This is a genomic window from Streptomyces sp. NPDC006385, from assembly GCF_040612485.1.
In the GTDB taxonomy this organism is placed as follows: domain Bacteria; phylum Actinomycetota; class Actinomycetes; order Streptomycetales; family Streptomycetaceae; genus Streptomyces.
This window is the reverse complement of sequence record NZ_JBEXQG010000015.1, coordinates 135,623-154,115: the sequence shown is the minus strand read 5'-3', so window position 1 is coordinate 154,115 and position 18,493 is coordinate 135,623. Positions and strand designations below refer to the sequence as shown.

Below are 18,493 nucleotides of genomic sequence, written 5' to 3'. Positions count from 1 at the left end.
CTTCGCCTCGCAGTACACGCGTATGTCGCGCTCCTCGATGATCGAGCAACTCCAGGAGGAACACGTCCGCACCGCCCGCGCGGATCGTCAAGGTCACGCCTTGCCGTAGTTGAAACCGCAGTCCTTCTTCACTCCGTTGGCGCCATCGCGGCGGCAGACCGTGATCTCCACCGTGGCGCCTTCCGGAACCTGCTTCCGCGCGATGTGTGCCGGCTTGTCGTCGCAGAAGGCAGACGAGCCGTCGGCGTCCGACAACGTGACCGAGCCGCCGTTCCACGACCAGTGGGCCCAGACGCGCATACCGTCCGACTCCGTGTCACATACCTGGAACGCCTCCTTGTCGTAGCCGCCCCAGAAGATCGCCTTACCGGCCATGGTGCTGCCGCCATCGCTTGTGTAGACGACGGTCGTGCTTCCGGCCGCCTGCGCGGGAGCCACGGTGAGAAGGAAGGCCGCGGGTACGGCGGCGAGTGTCGTGGCTATGTGCTTGGCGCGTACCCCGCGAATGGAGCGCATACATCCCTCCAGATGCTGTGTTCTGGTTCATGGGGACCTCTGGCCATTGCTTGTCGGCCCCCGGCCAGGAGTCCCCATCCATGTGCTTGTGCAGGCCGTCGCGCGGGCGGGGCAGGCAGCCCAGCCCGGCGCACGGCGCGGCGGGCCGCACCTCAGGTCGAACGGTGAGATCTGAACAGATTCAGGGTGTGGTCTGGCCCACAGAAACGATCGCGGCAGGCCGCAGCCATGACTCCCCCGGTTCTTCTCATCGCACGAGTGGTCGAATCGTGCGGCACCGCAGGGAGGGTAGATCAGCGCGTCCACCGATGCCACCTGCGAAAACCTGTGAAAGCTACGCCTTTGCTACTGCCCGCCACGATCCGCCCGACTTAAACAGCGGATATATGTGACGATCACGGCAAGAACCGATCACAAGCACCTCGGTGATGCCACTGTGCGTAAACCCTGAGGATGACTGAGTGAACTCAGTCACAACAGCAGCCGCCGCACACCCCGCAGCAGACCGCACCCACCTGGGTATCCCCACCCTGACCGAATTCGGCCACCCCCTCAGCCGGGATACGGCGGAAATACACCGGCCAGCTCCCGCACCTCTTCACGCGCCTTCTGGCTTTCGGTCTCCCCGCGCAGCACCCGCGCCAGCACCCCGGCCAGCCACGCCATCTCCTCATCCCCCATGCCCTGCGTGGTCACGGCCGCCGTCCCGAGGCGCAGGCCGCGGGCGTCGCCGTGCGGCAGGGCGCAGCAGTCCAGCACGATCCCGGCCGCCGCGAGCCGCCCGCGCGCGTCGCGGCCGTCGATGCCGAGCGGTGCCGGGTCGGCCGTGATCAGGTGGGTGTCGGTCCCGCCGGTGGTGACGACCAGCCCCTCCGCGGCCAGCCCGGCCGCCAGGACCCTCGCGTTGGCGACCACCCGATGGGCGTACGCGGTGAACGCCGGGGTTGCCGCCTCGCCGAACGCGACGGCCTTGGCGGCGATGGTGTGCATCTGCGCGCCGCCCTGGGTGAAGGGGAAGACGGCGCGGTCGACGCGCTCGGCGAGGTCCGAGCCGCACAGGATCATGCCGCCGCGCGGGCCCCTGAGCACCTTGTGGGTGGTGGCGCACACGACATCGGCGTACGGCACCGGGTTCGGCGCCGCTCCCCCCGCGACGAGCCCGATGGGGTGGGCGGCGTCGGCGATGAGATACGCGCCCACCTCGTCGGCGATGTCGCGGAAGAGGGCGTAGTCGATGTGGCGCGGGTAGGCGATGGAGCCGCAGACGACGGCCTTCGGCCGATGGTTGCGCGCCAGCGTGCGCACCTGGTCGTAGTCGATGAGCCCGGTCTCGGCGTCCACCCCGTATCCCACGAAGTCGAACCAGCGGCCGGAGAAGTTGGCCGGCGAGCCGTGCGTGAGGTGTCCGCCGTACGGCAGTCCGAGGGCGAGGACGGTGTCGCCGGGCCGCAGCAGGGCGGCGTACGCGGCGAGGACGGCCGAAGACCCCGAGTGGGACTGCACGTTGGCGTGCTCGGCGCCGAACAGCAGCCTGGCGCGCTCCACGGCGAGCCGCTCGGCGACGTCGACCATCTCGCACCCGCCGTGGTACCGGCTGCCCGGATACCCCTCCGCGTACTTGTTGGCCAGCGGCGACCCGAGCGCCGCCAGCACGGCCGGCGAGGTGAAGTTCTCGGCGGCGATGAGCTGGAGCGTCGTCGACTGCCGCTCCCGCTCCCCGAGCAGGATGTCGGCGAGCTGGGGGTCCTGCCGGCGCAGGACGTCGGCCTCGATGCCATGGGCGACCGTCATGGTGGGCTCCGGGCGTGCGTCGACGGTGACGTACGTCCAATGTAGGCCCGGGATGGCTGGGACGCCCGTGTTGTTACGCCCTCGCGGCGACTCCGGTGAGGGCGGTCACCACCGGATCCAGCGCCTCATGTATCTCGTCCCCCACCGACCGGAAGAACGTCAGCGGCGCCCCGTACGGGTCATACACCTCGTCCGCCTCCACCGTCGGCGCCAGAAGCCACCCGCGTAGAGCCGCCGCCGCACGGACCAGGGCGCGTGCGCGCAGCACCACCCCGTCCTCCAAGGGAGGCAGGGTCGCGGGGTCTATCGCCTTCACCAGGCGGGTGAACTCCTTCAGGGTGAAGGTGCGCAGGCCCGCCGAGTGGCCCATGGAGATGACCTGGGCGCGGTGGTCGCGGGTGGCTGTGAGGACGAGGTCGGCGCGGATGACGTGCTCGTCGAGGAGCTCGCGGCCGACGAAGCCGGAGGCGTCCGCGCCGAAGTCGGCGAGGACGGTCTCCGCGTTGGCCTCCATGGGCGCGCCCTCGTGACCCCAGGTGCCCGCGCTCTCCACGATCAGCCCGCCGCCGAGCACACCGAGCCGCTGCGCCACGAAATGACGGGTCAGCCGCTCGGTGATCGGCGAGCGGCACACGTTGCCGGTGCTGACGTGGAGGATGCGGAAGCTGTCGCGCGGAAGCCCGACGAAGGTCGTCGTGATCTCCGCGGCATGTTCCCCGTTGCCTATGCCACGCCCCGCTTCAGGGGCTGTCAATTCGCCACCTCGAGGTCGGGTACGACCTTCCGCAGCTCGTCCGCCGAGATCGCGCCCGCGCGCAGCAGGAGCGGGACCTCGCGGGTGACGTCGACGATCGAGGAGGGGACGTTGCCGGGGGTCGGACCGCCGTCGAGGTAGACGGAGACCGAGTCGCCGAGCATCTCCTGCGCCGCGTCACAGTCCTCGGGGGCGGGGTGGCCCGTCAGGTTCGCCGACGACACGGCCATCGGGCCGACCTCCGTCAGCAGCTCGATGGCGACCGGGTGCAGGGGCATGCGCACGGCGACCGTGCCCCGGGTGTCACCGAGGTCCCACTGCAGGGACGGCTGGTGCTTGGCGACCAGCGTCAGCGCGCCCGGCCAGAACGCGTCGACCAGTTCCCAGGCCAGCTCGGAGAAGTCGGTGACGAGACCATGGAGCGTGTTCGGGGAGCCGATCAGGACGGGGGTGGGCATGGTGCGGCCGCGGCCCTTGGCCTCCAGCAGATCGCCCACCGCCTCCTTGGAGAACGCGTCGGCGCCGATGCCGTACACCGTGTCGGTCGGGAGGACCACGAGCTCGCCACGGCGGACGGCGGACGCTGCCTCACGCAGACCCGTCGTGCGGTCGGTCGCGTCGTTGGTGTCGTATCGCCGAGCCATGTCTAGCGGGCCTCCTCGTACACGGAGTACACGTACTGGTGTACTTGCGGGACTGAAGTGCGGGGGGTGGTCACGGCAGCGCCTTGCGGGCGGTCGCGAACCTCGGGCGGTTGTTGAGGTCGGGATGGTCGGCCGCGTCGGCCCAGCCCCGCTCCTCGGTGAAGATCCACGGCACCTGGCCGCCCTGGGTGTCGGCGTGCTCGATGACGACGACACCGCCGGGGCGCAGGAGACGGTGTGCGGTGCGCTCCAGGCCGCGGATGAGGTCGAGGCCGTCCTCGCCGGAGAACAGGGCGAGTTCGGGATCGTAGTCCCGCGCCTCGGGAGCGACGTACTCCCATTCGGTCAGCGGGATGTAGGGCGGGTTGGAGATGACCAGGTCGACCTGGCCGTCGAGGTCGCGGAAGGCGTCCAGGGCGTTGCCCTGCCGCAGGTCGACACGGGAGCCCGCCACGTTCTTGCGGGTCCAGTGCAGGGCGTCCTCGGACAGCTCCACGGCATGCACGCGGGAGCGCGGGACCTCCTGGGCGAGGGCGAGCGCGATGGCGCCGGAGCCGGTGCACAGGTCGACGATGCAGGGCTCGACGACGTCCATGGCGCGCACCGCGTCTATGGCCCACCCGACGACCGACTCGGTCTCGGGGCGGGGCACGAACACGCCCGGCCCGACCTGGAGTTCCAGGTACCGGAAGTAGGCCCGCCCGGTGATGTGCTGGAGCGGCTCGCGCTGCTCACGGCGGGCGATGACCTCCCAGTACCGGGCGTCGAAGTCCGCGTCCTTCACGGAGTGCAGCTCGCCCCGCTTCACGCCGTGCACGAACGCGGCGAGCTCCTCCGCGTCGTTGCGCGGCGAGGGCACGCCGGCGTCGGCCAGCCGCTGGGTGGCCTGTGCCACCTCCGCGAGCAGCACGCTGCGGGGGCTTGAGGGTCGCCCCCCAAAAGATTGCTGCACGCAAATCCTCCGTGTCGTACTCGTACGTGTGTACGTCCCTTACATCCCCTACGTCCTTACGCGGCCGCCAGCTTCGCCGCCGAGTCCGCGTCGACGCACGCCTGGATCACCGCGTCGAGGTCGCCGTCCAGGACCTGGTCCAGGTTGTAGGCCTTGAAGCCCACCCGGTGGTCCGAGATGCGATTCTCCGGGTAGTTGTAGGTGCGGATCTTCTCGGAGCGGTCGACCGTGCGGACCTGGCTGCGCCGGGCGTCGGCGGCCTCCTTCTCCGCCTCCTCCTGCGCCGCCGCGAGCAGCCTGGAGCGCAGGATACGCATCGCCTGCTCCTTGTTCTGCAGCTGGCTCTTCTCGTTCTGGCAGGAGGCGACGACTCCGGTCGGAATGTGCGTGATGCGCACGGCGGAGTCGGTGGTGTTGACGGACTGACCACCCGGGCCGGACGACCGGTACACGTCGATCCGGAGGTCGTTCGGGTTGATCTCGACGTCGATCTCCTCGGCCTCGGGCGTGACCAGCACACCGGCCGCGGAGGTGTGGATGCGGCCCTGGGACTCGGTGGCCGGCACCCGCTGCACCCGGTGCACACCGCCCTCGTACTTCAGCCGGGCCCACACGCCCTGCCCGGGCTCCGTCGCGCCCTGGCCGCCCTTGGTCTTCACGGCGACCTGGACGTCCTTGTAGCCGCCCAGCTCGGACTCGGTGGCGTCGATGATCTCGGTCTTCCAGCCGACGCGCTCGGCGTAGCGCAGGTACATGCGCAGCAGGTCACCGGCGAACAGGGCGGACTCGTCGCCGCCGGCGCCGGCCTTGATCTCGAGGATGACGTCCTTGTCGTCGCTGGGGTCGCGCGGGACGAGGAGAAGGCGCAGCTTCTCGGTCAGCTCCTCGTGCTGCTTCTCCAGCTCCTTGACCTCGGCCACGAAGTCGGGGTCGTCCGCGGCGAACTCACGCGCGGTCTCGATGTCGTCGCCCGTCTGCTTCCAGGAGCGGTACGTGGCGACGATCGGGGTGAGCTCGGCGTAGCGCTTGTTCAGCTTGCGCGCGTTGGCCTGGTCGGAGTGGACCGACGGGTCCGCGAGCTTCTTCTCCAGGTCGGCGTGCTCAGCGACCAGGTCCTCGACGGCCTCGAACATCTTGGGGCTCCTGTGTAGGTACGACTGTGAAGGGCGGGCGACCAAAAACGCCGGTCCCGGCACGCCTGTGAGGGGGCGCGGCCGTGGACCGGCGGATTGGAGCTCGCTACTTCTTGGAGCCGGCAGCAGCCTTGCCGAAGCGGGCCTCGAAGCGGGCCACTCGGCCACCGGTGTCGAGGATCTTCTGCTTGCCCGTGTAGAACGGGTGGCACTCGGAGCAGACCTCGGCGCGGATGGTGCCGCTCTCGATCGTGCTACGGGTGGTGAACGACGCGCCGCAGGTGCAGCTGACCTGCGTCTCGACGTACGCGGGGTGGATGTCGCGCTTCAAGGTGTCTCCTACTGTTTCGGGAGGGCGCCGGGTCGCAGCCGCGGGATGCGGGAGCGTGAACCGGAGCCGACGTACCAGTCTGCCAGGACTGGCGCCTTCTCCCAAAACCGGGGGTTGCTGTTGTTTGTTCCCTACGGGCCGGTGGGGGCTGATCGCGCAGTTCCCCGCGCCCCTCAACCGGCGTTGACGACACCCTTGGCATCGCCCGTCGCGGTGCCTCGGGTGGCCGCCTCGGGGATCGGCCTGTCTGCCTTCAAGGCGTCCCACACCAGCTGCGACTTCTCCTTCTCCACCAGCACACGGTTGGGATCCGCCGGGTCGTACTGGACCGGCATCGTGACCATGGTCATGTTCTGGGAGCCGATGCCCTTCAGGCCGCTCGCGAAGGACATGAGCTTGTCGACCGAGCCGAGGTCGGAGTCGGTCGTCACCGTCTTGGTGGCGGTGTCGGCCAGGTCGTAGAGCCTCTTGGGATCGCCGAACAGGTTGATGTTCTTGACCTGGTTGATCAACGCCTTGACGAAGGCCTGCTGGAGCTGGATGCGGCCCAGGTCGGAGCCGTCGCCCACGCCGTGCCGGGTGCGGACCAGGCCGAGGGCCTGCTTGCCGGTGAGCTGGTGGGTGCCGGCCTCCAGGTCGAGGTGGCTGTCGGGGTCGTTGATGTTCTTGGTGGTGGTGACCTGGACGCCGCCGAGCTCGTCGATGAGCTTCTGGAAGCCGGAGAAGTCGACCTCCAGGTAGTGGTCCATGCGGATGCCCGAGAGGGACTCCACCGTCTTCACGGCGCAGGCCGCGCCGCCCGTGGTGTACGCGGAGTTGAACATCACGCCGGACGCGGCCGGGTACCTGTCGCCCTTGGTGTCGGTGCAGTCGGGGCGGTCGATGAGGGTGTCGCGCGGGATCGAGACCACGCTGGCCTTCTTGTGGCCCTCGTAGACGTGCACGATCATCGCCGTGTCCGAGCGGGCGCTGCCGTCGTCGGCGCCTCCGCCGAGCGCCTTGTTGCTGCCGGAGCGGGTGTCGGAGCCGAGGACGAGGATGTTCTCCGAGCCGTTGTCGACCTTCTCCGGCCGGTCGGTGCCGAGGGCGTGGTCGATGTCGACGCTCTTGATGTTGCCGTTGAGCTTGAAGAACAGGTACCCGGCTCCGGTGCCGCCCAGGACCACGATCCCGGCGGCCGTCCAGGCCGTGATCAGCAGGCCCGTGCGCTTGTCGCGGGGCTTTCGACGGCGGCCCTTGGCGCGGTGACGCGGACCGTTGGTGCCGGTGTCGCCCGGTATACCGGGCTCCGGCGTGCTCTCGGCGGACACTGTGCTCCTCGGTTCTCGTCCGGTCGGTTACCCCCTGCTTTCAGGGTCAGGCGTGGCCATTTGGCCCGTACCACACCATCGTCGCCCCGTCCGGTCAGACGGGGAAACCCGGAGAAGGGTTGCACAACGGACCATGCCCACCGCCTGGGGAGCGGTGGGCACGGTGTGCCGGCGGTGATCGGGCCGTACCCGTCTCACCTGCGGCTTCAGCCGAAGATGTCGTACTGCTTGAAGTCGGTGCCGACCGAGATCCTTGTGGCGAAGATCTCGCTGGTGGCCTTTCGGTGCCCTTGTACAGGTAGAGCGTGCCGCCGGGCGTACGGGCCAGGAAGTCCGCCCTGCCGTCGCCGGTGATGTCGCCGTGGCCGCGCAGGGAGTTGTACTGGTTCCAGCCGGAGCCGACCTTGACGCGGGTCCCGAGCGTGCAGGACGAGGTCGGCGCCGCTCCAGCTGCCCCAGGACGCGCGCGCGGCGAACGAGCTGCCGTTGGAGTCCTTCGAGCAGCCGGTCTTGGTGGAGGCGTTGCGCACCCACAGGTCGGCCTTGTGGTCGCCGCTGACGTTGGTGTCGTCGACCCGCGGATAGGCGGCACCGACGTAGGTACTGACCTTGGCGAAGACGCTGTGCGCGCCGTTGGCGACGCAGTTCTCCACCTCCCAGGAGACGACCCCTACGATCCGGCCGTTCACGACGAGCGGCCCGCCGGAGTCACCGTTGCAGGCGGACGTGGTCCCGCTGCCGCTCGCCGGCCGGCCCGCGCAGACCATGTGGCCCTTGACGAACTCGCCGCCGTAGTAGCCGGCGCAGGTGCTGTCGGACTGGACGGGCAGCGTGGCCGTCTTCAGCGTGTCGGAGCTGTCCTGGCTGGTGGAGCTGGTCCGGCCCCAGCCGTAGACCTTCGCACTCGTCCCGGCCGCGTAGGAGGCGGTGTCACCGGACGTCGTCATGCGGATCGGCGTCGTCCTGACCGGGTTGGCCAGCGTGATGACGGCGATGTCGTTGTCGATCGTCGTCGCGTTGTACGACGGGTGGTGCCACTGCCGGTGCGGCAGGGTGACGGTGCCGCCGTGCATGGTCGTCGTAGTACCAGAGCTGCGCCATCCAGGGCGCCGAGGCGATGGTGGTCTCGCTGCCACCGATGATCATGGGGCTCGCGGTGGAGTCGTCGTCGGAGCCGCTGGTGCTCGCGCTGTACGACGACTTGGTGGGCGTCTGCCCCGCGGTGTCGTCGCCGGCGAGGGCACCCGCGACGCGCCTCTCCGCCGGGCAGCCCGATCAGCGCCAAAGGGCCGCCCCCCGTCACTGTCTGACGGGGGGCGGCCCTGGGAGGTGTCCGGCTCAGTCGCCGTTGCCGGGCGTCGGCGTCGTCTTCTGAATCTGCATCAGGAACTCGACGTTCGACTTGGTCTGCTTCATCTTGTCGAGGAGCAGCTCGATCGCCTGCTGCTGGTCGAGCGCGTGCAGCACCCGGCGCAGCTTCCACACGACGGCCAGCTCCTCGTTGCCGAGCAGGATCTCTTCCTTGCGGGTGCCGGACGCGTCGACGTCCACCGCCGGGAAGATGCGCTTGTCGGCGAGCTTGCGGTCGAGCTTGAGCTCCATGTTGCCGGTGCCCTTGAACTCCTCGAAGATCACCTCGTCCATGCGGGACCCGGTGTCCACCAGAGCCGTGGCCAGGATGGTGAGCGAGCCACCGTCCTCGATGTTGCGCGCGGCACCGAAGAAGCGCTTCGGCGGGTACAGCGCGGTCGAGTCGACACCACCGGACAGGATGCGGCCGGAGGCGGGCGCGGCCAGGTTGTAGGCACGGCCCAGACGCGTGATGGAGTCCAGCAGGACAACCACGTCGTGCCCGAGCTCGACGAGCCGCTTGGCACGCTCGATGGCGAGCTCGGCGACCGTCGTGTGGTCCTCGGCCGGGCGGTCGAAGGTCGAGGAGATGACCTCGCCCTTGACCGACCGCTGCATGTCGGTGACCTCTTCCGGACGCTCGTCGACGAGGACGACCATCAGGTGGCACTCGGGGTTGTTGTGGGTGATCGCGTTGGCGATCGCCTGCATGATCATGGTCTTACCGGTCTTCGGCGGGGCCACGATCAGACCGCGCTGGCCCTTACCGATCGGCGACACGAGGTCGATGATGCGGGTGGTCAGCACGCCCGGGTCGGTTTCCAGGCGGAGCCGGTCCTGCGGGTACAGCGGGGTGAGTTTGTTGAACTCCGGGCGGCCACGGCCGTGTTCGGGCGCCATGCCGTTGACGGAGTCCAGACGCACCAGCGCGTTGAACTTCTCGCGCCGCTCGCCTTCCTTGGGCTGGCGGACCGCACCGGTGATGTGGTCGCCCTTGCGCAGGCCGTTCTTGCGGACCTGGGCGAGGGAGACGTACACGTCGTTCGGACCGGGCAGGTAGCCCGACGTACGGATGAAGGCGTAGTTGTCGAGGATGTCCAGGATGCCCGCGACGGGGATCAGGACGTCGTCCTCGGTGATCTGCGGCTCCTGGACGTCGTCGCGGCCACGGCGGCCACGGCGGTCGCGGTAGCGCCCGCGACGGCCACGGCGGCCGCCCTCGAAGTCGTCGTCGTCCTGCGGGCCGTTGTCACGCTGACGGTCCTGACGGTCCTGACGGCCGCCGCCCTGCTGCTGGCCCTGCTGGCGGTCCTGACGGCCGCCCTGCTGGTCGTCGCCCTTGCGGCGGTCACGGTCACCGCGGTCGCGGTCCCGGCCGCGCTCACGGCGGTCGCGACGGCGGCCCTCGGCGCCCTCACCGGCGTCGCCCTTGGCCTCGCCCTGCTGGGCCTGCGGCTGCGCGGGGGTCTCGGCCTGCGGCTCGCTCTTGGCCTCGGCGGCGACCGTCTCGGGGGCGGCGGCCGCGGGGGCGCCCGCCTCGGCGGTGGCGCGGCGACGGCGGCGCTCCGCCGGGGCGTCGTCTCCCCCGCGCTCGGCTGCGCTCGCGCGGGAGGGGCCCCCAGCCGGCTGGCCGGGGATCTCGATCTGCTGCTGGGCCACGGCCTTGTCGGCGGGGGCCTCAGCCGCCTTCGCCGCCTTCTTCTCGGCGGCGGCCTCGTCGCCCGTACGGGTGCGGGAGGTGGCGCGGCGCTTCGGCTTGGTCTCGGTGGCGGTGTCGGCCTTCGCGGCCGAGGCGGCGCCTCCGCCTGCGGGGGCGCCCCCGCCTGCCTGCGCCTCCTTGATGACCTCGATCAGCTGGCTCTTGCGCATACGCGCGGTGCCCCTGATGCCGAGGCCGGATGCGACCTGCTGCAGCTCGGCCAGCACCATGCCCTCGAGGCCGGTACCGCGGCGCCGCCGGGAGCCGGCACCGGTGGCAGGCGCGGAGGCGTCCGTGGCGGGCGCGGCAGCGGTCTCCTCGACACGTGCGCCCATCAGATCGGTGGTGTCGCTCACGAAGGGTCCTTCCCTGGAGCGGACGTCGGCCTGTCTGGCTCGGCGACCGGTTGTGCTGTCCGACTTCGGTCCCTGGTGTGTGGACCGTGCCGGGGCGGTGGTCCGCCAATACGGCGGAGGAATATCTGGTGATGGCGCTTCCCAGAGCCGTGGCACTCAGTGTCTGTGTCACTCGGCTCGGTCGCGCCGGTTCCGGAGCGTGCCCGGCAAGTCGCTCAGTGCCCGCGTACGAGGTACTGCCCGCGTACGTCGTACGGAACACAGTGCGGCTTGGGAGGCTCCCGGAAGAATGTCTGTCCCGGACGGGGACACGAAGCACCTCGCCATGGTGGGGTCGGGTGCAGACTTGAGGTTAACACTACCGGATCCAACAAACATTCCCCCTCTCGAAATCCGGCAACCGTGTGTCAGGTCGCAAGCGGCAGCACGCTCGCTCCCTGGGCGTCCAGCTCGAGCCGGTTCGCGGCCCAGCCGTCGCCTGCCAGATGGGCCACCTTGTCGGCGCTCTCGTGGTCGACCAGCGCCAGTACGGTGGGGCCGGCCCCGGAGATGACCGCCGGGACTCCGTCGGCCCGCAGCCGCTCCACCAGCGCCGCGCTCTCGGGCATGGCGGGCGCGCGGTACTCCTGGTGGAGGCGGTCCTCGGTGGCGGGCAGCAGCAGCTCGGGGCGCCTGGTCAGGGCCTCGACGAGCAGGGCGGCACGGCCCGCGTTGGTGGCGGCGTCGACGTGCGGAACGGTGCGCGGGAGCAGTCCGCGCGCGGTCTCGGTGAGGACCGGCTTTCCGGGCACGAAAACCACCGGAACGATGGAATCGGCAGGATCCATCCTGATGGCCCGCGCGGCGCCGCCCTCCATCCAGGACAGGGTGAAGCCGCCGAGCAGACAGGCCGCCACGTTGTCGGGGTGGCCCTCGATCTCGGTGGCGAGCTCCAGCAGCGCCGTGTCGTCGAGCTTGGTCTCGCCGCCTATGGTCACGGCGCGGGCGGCGACGATGCCGGCGCAGATGGCGGCCGAGGAGGAGCCGAGACCGCGGCCGTGCGGGATGCGGTTGGCGCAGACGATCTCCAGGCCGCGCGGCTGGCCGCCCAGCAGATCGAAGGCGGTGCGCAGGGACCGTACGAGAAGGTGGTTCTCGTCACGCGGCAGCGTCTCGCTGCCCTCACCCGCGATGTCGATGTGCAGCCCGGAGTCGGCCACCCGGACGACGACGTCGTCGTAGAGCCCCAGCGACAGGCCGAGGGCGTCGAAGCCCGGGCCGAGGTTGGCGCTGGTGGCGGGGACGCGCACCCGGACGGCGGCGGCGCGGAACGCTGGACCGGCCATCGCTCGATGACTCTCCTTGAGCTGCGTGATTGGCGTGATTGTCGAAGACCTTCGATGACCTAACGACGGACCCGGGGGCCGCGTCCGACCGCGAGGCCGGCGGGGTGCCCCTGCCGCTTGCGGGCCGCGGAGACGGCGCGGCACCGGCCCCATGCGGAGGCATATGCGGCGGGCGGGTTCGCTACAGCCTATCGAAGGTAGGTTCTGTGGCGACATAGGGCGCACAGGAGGCGCACGATGCGTGTCGTAAGCCCCCTGTGCACCCCCCGTAGGGAAGGTCCCCCGGTGAGCGCCCTCTTACTCGCGTGCGCGAGCCTGCTGCGACCGGGCGTGGCGGCGCTTACACCAGTCCGAGCCGCTCGGCCGCCGTCGCCGCGTCGACCGGGACGGTGACGGGCTGCGGGGCGCCGGCGACGGCCCAGTCGGGGTCCTTGAGGCCGTTGCCGGTGACGGTGCACACGATCCGCTGGCCGGGGTCGACCTTGCCCTGCTCGGCGGCCTTCAGCAGACCGGCGACGGACGCGGCGGACGCGGGCTCCACGAAGACGCCCTCCTGCGCGGCCAACAGGCGGTACGCGCGCAGGATTTCACGGTCCGTCACCTCGTCGATGAACCCGCCGGACTCGTCCCGCGCGGCCAGCGCGTACTGCCAGGACGCGGGGTTGCCGATGCGGATGGCGGTGGCGATGGTCGACGGGTCCTTGACGACCTCGCCGCGCACGATGGGCGCGGAGCCGGAGGCCTGGAAGCCCCACATGCGCGGGGTGCGCGCGGCGACCCCGTCGGCGGCGTACTCCTTGTACCCCTTCCAGTACGCGGTGATGTTGCCCGCGTTGCCCACCGGCAGGACGTGGATGTCGGGCGCGTCGCCCAGCATGTCCACGATCTCGAAGGCGGCCGTCTTCTGCCCCTCGATACGCACCGGGTTGACCGAATTGACCAGCGCCACGGGGTAGTTGTCGCTCAGGTCGCGGGCGAGCGTGAGGCAGTCGTCGAAGTTGCCGTCGACCTGGAGGATCTTCGCGCCGTGCACGAGCGCCTGCCCCATCTTGCCGAGCGCGATCTTGCCCTGCGGGACGAGAACGGCCGAGACCATGCCCGCGCGCACGGCGTAGGCGGCGGCGGAGGCCGACGTGTTGCCGGTGGAGGCGCAGATGACGGCCTTCGCGCCCTCCTCCTTGGCCCGCGTGATGGCCATGGTCATACCGCGGTCCTTGAAGGACCCGGTGGGGTTGGCGCCCTCCACCTTGAGGTGGACCTCGCAGCCCGTGCGCTCGGAGAGCACCTGCGCGGGCACGAGGGGCGTGCCGCCCTCGCGGAGCGTCACGACCGGCGTGGTGTCGGAGACGGGCAGCCGGTCCCGGTACTCCTCGATGATTCCGCGCCACTGGTGGGTCATTGCTGGTTACTCTCCTTCAACCCGCATGATGCTGGCGACACCCCGCACGGTGTCGAGCTTGCGCAGCGCCTCGACGGTCCCGTTCAGGGCCGCGTCGGACGCACGGTGGGTGACGACGACGAGGGAGGCCTCGCCGTCCTTGCCCTGCTGGCGAACCGTATCGATCGACACACCGTGCTCGGCGAACACGGTCGCCACCTGGGCGAGAACACCCGGTTTGTCCGCCACGTCGAGGCTGATGTGGTAGCGCGTGACGACGTCGCCCATCGGCGAGACGGTCAGGGCGGCGTACGCCGACTCGCCGGGACCGGTGGCGTTGCTGAGCCGGTTGCGGCAGACGGCGACGAGGTCGCCGAGCACGGCGGACGCGGTCGGGGCACCGCCCGCGCCGGGCCCGTAGAACATGAGCTGCCCGGACGCGTCGGACTCGACGAACACGGCGTTGTACGCGCCGCGCACGGAGGCGAGCGGGTGGCTCAGCGGAATCATGGCGGGGTGCACGCGCGCGGTGACGGACGCCCCGTCCTCGGCCCGCTCGCAGATGGCGAGCAGCTTGATGGTGCAGCCCATCTCCTTGGCGGAGGCGAAGTCGGCCGCCGTCACCTCGGTCATGCCCTCGCGGTAGACGTCGTCGAGGCGCACGCGCGTGTGGAAGGCGATACCGGCGAGGATGGCCGCCTTGGCGGCGGCGTCGAAGCCCTCGACGTCGGCGGTGGGGTCGGCTTCCGCGTACCCCAGGGCGGTGGCCTCGTCGAGGGCCTCCTGGTACCCGGCGCCCGTGCTGTCCATCTTGTCGAGGATGAAGTTGGTCGTCCCGTTGACGATGCCGAGGACGCGGTTGACCTTGTCTCCGGCGAGGGACTCGCGCAGCGGGCGGATCAGCGGGATGGCACCGGCGACGGCGGCCTCGTAGTAGAGGTCGCGGCCGTGCTGCTCGGCGGCGGCGTGCAGGGCGGCGCCGTCCTGGGCGAGGAGCGCCTTGTTCGCGGAGACGACCGACGCGCCGTGCTCGAAGGCGGTGGTGATGAGGGTACGGGCGGGCTCGATGCCGCCGATCACCTCCACCACGACGTCGATGTCACCACGCTTGACGAGGGCGGTGGCGTCGGTGGTGACGAGGGCCGGGTCGATGCCCTCACGGACCTTGGAGGGCCGTCGTACGGCCACGCCCGCGAGCTCCACGGGAGCGCCGATCCGGGCGGCGAGGTCGTCGGCGTGCGTCGTCATGATGCGCGCCACCTCTGAGCCGACCACTCCACAGCCCAGCAGCGCCACCTTCAGCGGACGCGTACGCATCATCCGACCTCGTTTCCTCATACCGTCTACGGTTGCACCAGTCTCACTCACCGGACGGGAGTTTCTGCCCCTCGTCCGGATTGTGAGACATCTATTTCATTGATCGGCGGGTGGCAGACAGGAGATCTTCCACCCGTTGTCGGTTCGGCTCAGCCGACGTCGAGACGCAGGAGGTCCTCCTCCGTCTCGCGACGGACGATCACCCGGGCCTCACCGTCGTTCACGGCGACGACGGGCGGCCGGAGCACGTGGTTGTAGTTGCTGGCCATGGACCGGCAGTAGGCACCCGTGGCCGGTACGGCGATGAGGTCACCCGGTGCCAGGTCGGCCGGCAGAAACGCGTCCCTGACCACGATGTCCCCGCTCTCGCAGTGCTTGCCGACGACGCGGGCCAGCATGGGCTCGGCATCGCTCGTGCGGGACACGAGGGCGACGCTGTACTCGGCGTCGTACAACGCCGTGCGGATGTTGTCGGACATGCCGCCGTCGACGGAGACGTACGTCCGCAGCCCGTCGAGGGGCTTGATGGTGCCGACCTCGTACAGCGTGAAGGCGGTCGGCCCGACGATGGCACGCCCCGGCTCGACGGAGATCCGCGGAGTCCGCAGCTTGGCGGCCTCGCACTCACGCGTGACGATCTCGGTGAGCGCCTTGGCGATCTCGTGGGGCTCGCGGGGGTCGTCGTCGCTGGTGTAGGCGATCCCGAGCCCGCCCCCGAGGTCGATCTCGGGAAGCTCGACGCCGTGCTCGTCGCGAATGTCCTTGAGCAGCCCGACGACACGGTGGGCGGCGACCTCGAAACCGGACATGTCGAAGATCTGGGACCCGATGTGGGAGTGGATCCCGATCAGCTCCAGACCGTCGAGCTTCAGGGCCCGCCGTACGGCCTCGGCGGCCTGTCCGCCGGCGAGCGGGACACCGAACTTCTGGTCCTCGTGGGCGGTGGCGATGAACTCGTGCGTGTGGGCTTCCACCCCGACGGTGACACGGATCTGCACGCGCTGCCGCTTGCCGAGGGACTGGGCGATGTGGGCGACGCGGACGATCTCCTGGAAGGAGTCGAGAACGATGCGTCCGACGCCGGCGTCGATGGCGCGGTGGATCTCTTCCTCGGACTTGTTGTTGCCGTGGAAGGCGATGCGGTCGGCGGGCATGCCGGCGGAAAGGGCGGTGGCGAGCTCGCCGCCGGAGCAGACGTCGAGGTTGAGCCCTTCCTCGTGCAGCCAGCGCACGACGGCACGGGAGAGGAACGCCTTGCCGGCGTAGAAGACGTCCGCCTCGGTCCCGAAGGCGCCGCGCCAGGCCCGGGCCCGGGCCCGGAAGTCGGCCTCGTCGAGGAAGTAGGCGGGGGTGCCGTGCTGCTCGGCGAGGGTCTTCACATCGACACCGCCGACGGTGACGACGCCGTCGGCGTTACGGCCGACCGTCTGGGCCCACACCTTGGGGTCGAGGGCGTTGAGGTCGGCCGGCGGGGCGGAGTAGTGGCCCTCGGGGAGGACGTCGGCGTGACGGGGCCCGGCGGGGTGTGCGGAACGGCTCATTGCTTTTCTCTTCGGCTCTCTCAGAGGTGATCGGGTGCGTCGATGCCGAGCAGGGACAGGCCACCGGCCAGCACCGTCCCGGCGGCTTCGGCAAGAGCGAGCCGGGCACGGTGGGCGGCCGAGGGTTTCTCCGCACCGCGCGGGAGCACGGCGGGCAGCAGCGGCAGGAGGGCATCGGCGACGGTGACGAGGTGCCGGGCGAGACGGTCGGGCGTACGGTGCGCTGCCGCTTGGGCCAGGACCCGGGGGTGGTCGGCGAGAGGGGTCAGGAGGGCACCGGGGGCGGACGCGCACGCGGGCTCGGGCGCGGTCGTGGTCGTGGTCGTGGACTCGGGCGCGGGCTCCAACGGGCCGGGTTCAGGGGTGAAGCCCAGGTCGGCGGCGTTACGGAGGAGGGCTCGGGTGCGGGCGTGGGCGTAACGGACGCGGAAGAGGGGGTTGGTCTCCCGCTGGACGAGGTGCTCGTCGGTGATGCGGGGCCGGTCGTGGGCGGCGGGGTGCAGCAGGGCCCAGCGGGCGGCGTCGCGGCCGAGCGGGAGGGGGTCGGCGGGGGCCGGGACGGGGCGTACGGTGACGTCGAGCGGGGCGGGAGCACCGGGCCGCCCGTACGCGTCGACGTGCACACCGAGCAGGGTCTCCCACTCCACCTCGGGCCGGGCTGCACAACTGCTGCGGACGAGGACGCCCTGCGAACTCAGCAGCCGGGCGACGGCGTCCATGACGACGACGGCGCGGATCTCGTGCGGACAGTGCACCCGCACGAGCTCCCCGGTGGGTGCGTCGGCGAACCCGTAGCGCGGGCCGCGCCGCAGGATCTCCGCGACGAGGGCGGTGGGCGCGGTGGCGCTCAGACTGATGTTGAGGAACCCGGGCCCCGTGACGACGACGTCACGGACGCCGTCGCTGCCGGCGAGCCGCGCCCTGAGGATCTCGGCGACCTGGCGGGGCGGCCGCCCGGCCGGGCGGGCGAGCTGAAGCGCGATGTTGGTGGCGTAGTCGCCACAGCCACCGGGCCCGGGCGCGGCGACCACGGCCCGCTCCGGCACGGCGACCCGCAGCTCCCCGTCATCGACAGCACGACGCACCGCGCGCAGCACGGTACGGGAGAGCTCGACGGGGGTCACGGGACAAGCGTATGGGAGGAGGGGGGTGGGTATGCGAACGGGTTTGGGTGGGGTTTCGGGATGTGGACGGGGTGGAGGGGGGAAGGGGGGAGGGGGTGGGCGGCGGAGGCAGGGGCGACGGTGACGGCGATGGCGTTGGTGGGGGGCTGGATGGAGATGGGGGACGAGTGTCACAAGTGTCACTGGGGGTGGGGATGGCGGGCGGAGCCTGGCGTCACGGCATGCTGCCGCCGATCGGGTCAGGAGCTGCGTCTCCGACGGGCCGGCGCCCCGCTGAATCCGGCCATCCGGCCATCCGTCCATCCGGCCATCCGGCCAGGTGAGAGGTACCGGGCCGGACCGGACCCCCACCACCGACCAGGCTGCCTGTCAGCCGCCGGTGTGCCCGGCGGCCTCACCGGCCCCGAAGACGCCTCCGCAGACGGCCTCGTCCGCGCCGCGCCCGTCCACTCCCGCTCCCCCGGCACGCTCTTTGCTCCGCCCGTCCCCCTGCCCCCCGCCCCTCTCCTCACTCCTCTCCCCACTCCGCTTCCGCTCGACCAACCCGCGTACGAGGCGGACGAGTTCGGCGGGCTCGAAGGGCTTGGCGAGGAAGGCGTCGACACCGACGTCGAGGCCGCTGTCGACCTCGTACTGGGTGCAGGCGCTGACGATGGCGACGGGAAGATCACGAGTACGGGGATCTGAGCGCAGCCGGGCGGCAGTCCGGAGCCCGTCCAGCCGGGGCATGACCACATCAAGGGTGATCACATCGGGGCGCACCTGGTGAACGACATCCAGACACTCGGCACCATCGGCCGCGGTCACCACCTCGAGCCCCTCAAGCTCGAGATTGACCCTGATCAGCTGCCGGATGACCTTGTTGTCGTCCACAACAAGCACCCGGCCGGACGCGCCTGGCACAACTCGAGAGTAGGTCGGCACCGGCCACCGCGTCCGGGTTTTCCCCACTTCCACCCCCTGCGGGCGAGC

General features: G+C 70.6%; 15 protein-coding genes and 1 pseudogene. All 16 read right to left on the bottom strand.

The genetic code is table 11. From position 1 onward, the window contains the following. Positions 1-93: 93 nt before the first annotated feature. Entirely contained in the window at positions 94-516 is a 423-nt protein-coding gene (locus ABZ078_RS15000; RefSeq protein WP_356575236.1) for a hypothetical protein, read from the bottom strand. 552 nt (positions 517-1,068) lie between these two features. Next, entirely contained in the window at positions 1,069-2,307 is a 1,239-nt protein-coding gene (gene glyA, locus ABZ078_RS14995) for a serine hydroxymethyltransferase (protein ID WP_356575234.1), read from the bottom strand. Positions 2,308-2,380: 73 nt separating this feature from the next. Beyond that, on the bottom strand, positions 2,381-3,061 hold the full coding sequence (locus ABZ078_RS14990) for a protein-tyrosine-phosphatase (protein WP_356575232.1): 681 nt from the start codon (positions 3,059-3,061) through the stop codon (positions 2,381-2,383). Beyond that, the gene (locus tag ABZ078_RS14985) at positions 3,058-3,705 is read right to left on the bottom strand and encodes an L-threonylcarbamoyladenylate synthase (RefSeq protein ID WP_356575230.1); all 648 of its coding nucleotides are present in this window, start codon (positions 3,703-3,705) and stop codon (positions 3,058-3,060) included. Before ABZ078_RS14985 ends, ABZ078_RS14990 begins: the two co-directional genes overlap by 4 nt. A gap of 70 nt (positions 3,706-3,775) precedes the next feature. Continuing rightward, on the bottom strand, positions 3,776-4,615 hold the full coding sequence (gene prmC, locus ABZ078_RS14980) for a peptide chain release factor N(5)-glutamine methyltransferase (protein WP_194040578.1): 840 nt from the start codon (positions 4,613-4,615) through the stop codon (positions 3,776-3,778). A 98-nt stretch (positions 4,616-4,713) separates the two neighbouring features. Further along, a complete protein-coding gene (gene prfA / locus ABZ078_RS14975; protein WP_356575227.1) occupies positions 4,714-5,790 on the bottom strand; it encodes a peptide chain release factor 1 in 1,077 nt (358 codons plus the stop codon). Between the two features lie 106 nt (positions 5,791-5,896). Continuing rightward, positions 5,897-6,121, bottom strand: coding sequence for a 50S ribosomal protein L31 (gene rpmE / locus ABZ078_RS14970; RefSeq protein ID WP_014675000.1), 225 nt, complete (start codon positions 6,119-6,121; stop codon positions 5,897-5,899). A 173-nt stretch (positions 6,122-6,294) separates the two neighbouring features. Further along, the gene (locus tag ABZ078_RS14965; RefSeq protein ID WP_356575225.1) at positions 6,295-7,431 is read right to left on the bottom strand and encodes an LCP family protein; all 1,137 of its coding nucleotides are present in this window, start codon (positions 7,429-7,431) and stop codon (positions 6,295-6,297) included. A gap of 206 nt (positions 7,432-7,637) precedes the next feature. Continuing rightward, positions 7,638-8,691: pseudogene (locus ABZ078_RS14960) on the bottom strand (serine protease); the annotation flags it as partial. Positions 8,692-8,769: 78 nt separating this feature from the next. Beyond that, complete coding sequence (gene rho / locus ABZ078_RS14955) at positions 8,770-10,836, bottom strand: transcription termination factor Rho (RefSeq protein WP_356575223.1); 2,067 nt, start codon at positions 10,834-10,836, stop codon at positions 8,770-8,772. Positions 10,837-11,243: 407 nt separating this feature from the next. Then, a complete protein-coding gene (thrB, locus tag ABZ078_RS14950) occupies positions 11,244-12,161 on the bottom strand; it encodes a homoserine kinase (RefSeq protein WP_356575221.1) in 918 nt (305 codons plus the stop codon). Between the two features lie 340 nt (positions 12,162-12,501). Beyond that, positions 12,502-13,560, bottom strand: coding sequence for a threonine synthase (thrC, locus tag ABZ078_RS14945; RefSeq protein ID WP_356575219.1), 1,059 nt, complete (start codon positions 13,558-13,560; stop codon positions 12,502-12,504). Between the two features lie 6 nt (positions 13,561-13,566). Further along, entirely contained in the window at positions 13,567-14,859 is a 1,293-nt protein-coding gene (locus ABZ078_RS14940; RefSeq protein WP_356575217.1) for a homoserine dehydrogenase, read from the bottom strand. 146 nt (positions 14,860-15,005) lie between these two features. After that, the gene (gene lysA, locus ABZ078_RS14935) at positions 15,006-16,397 is read right to left on the bottom strand and encodes a diaminopimelate decarboxylase (RefSeq protein WP_356575215.1); all 1,392 of its coding nucleotides are present in this window, start codon (positions 16,395-16,397) and stop codon (positions 15,006-15,008) included. A 20-nt stretch (positions 16,398-16,417) separates the two neighbouring features. Further along, a complete protein-coding gene (nrtL, locus tag ABZ078_RS14930) occupies positions 16,418-17,521 on the bottom strand; it encodes an ArgS-related anticodon-binding protein NrtL (protein ID WP_356575213.1) in 1,104 nt (367 codons plus the stop codon). A gap of 369 nt (positions 17,522-17,890) precedes the next feature. Next, positions 17,891-18,424, bottom strand: coding sequence for a response regulator (locus ABZ078_RS14925; RefSeq protein WP_356575211.1), 534 nt, complete (start codon positions 18,422-18,424; stop codon positions 17,891-17,893). Positions 18,425-18,493: the final 69 nt, after the last annotated feature.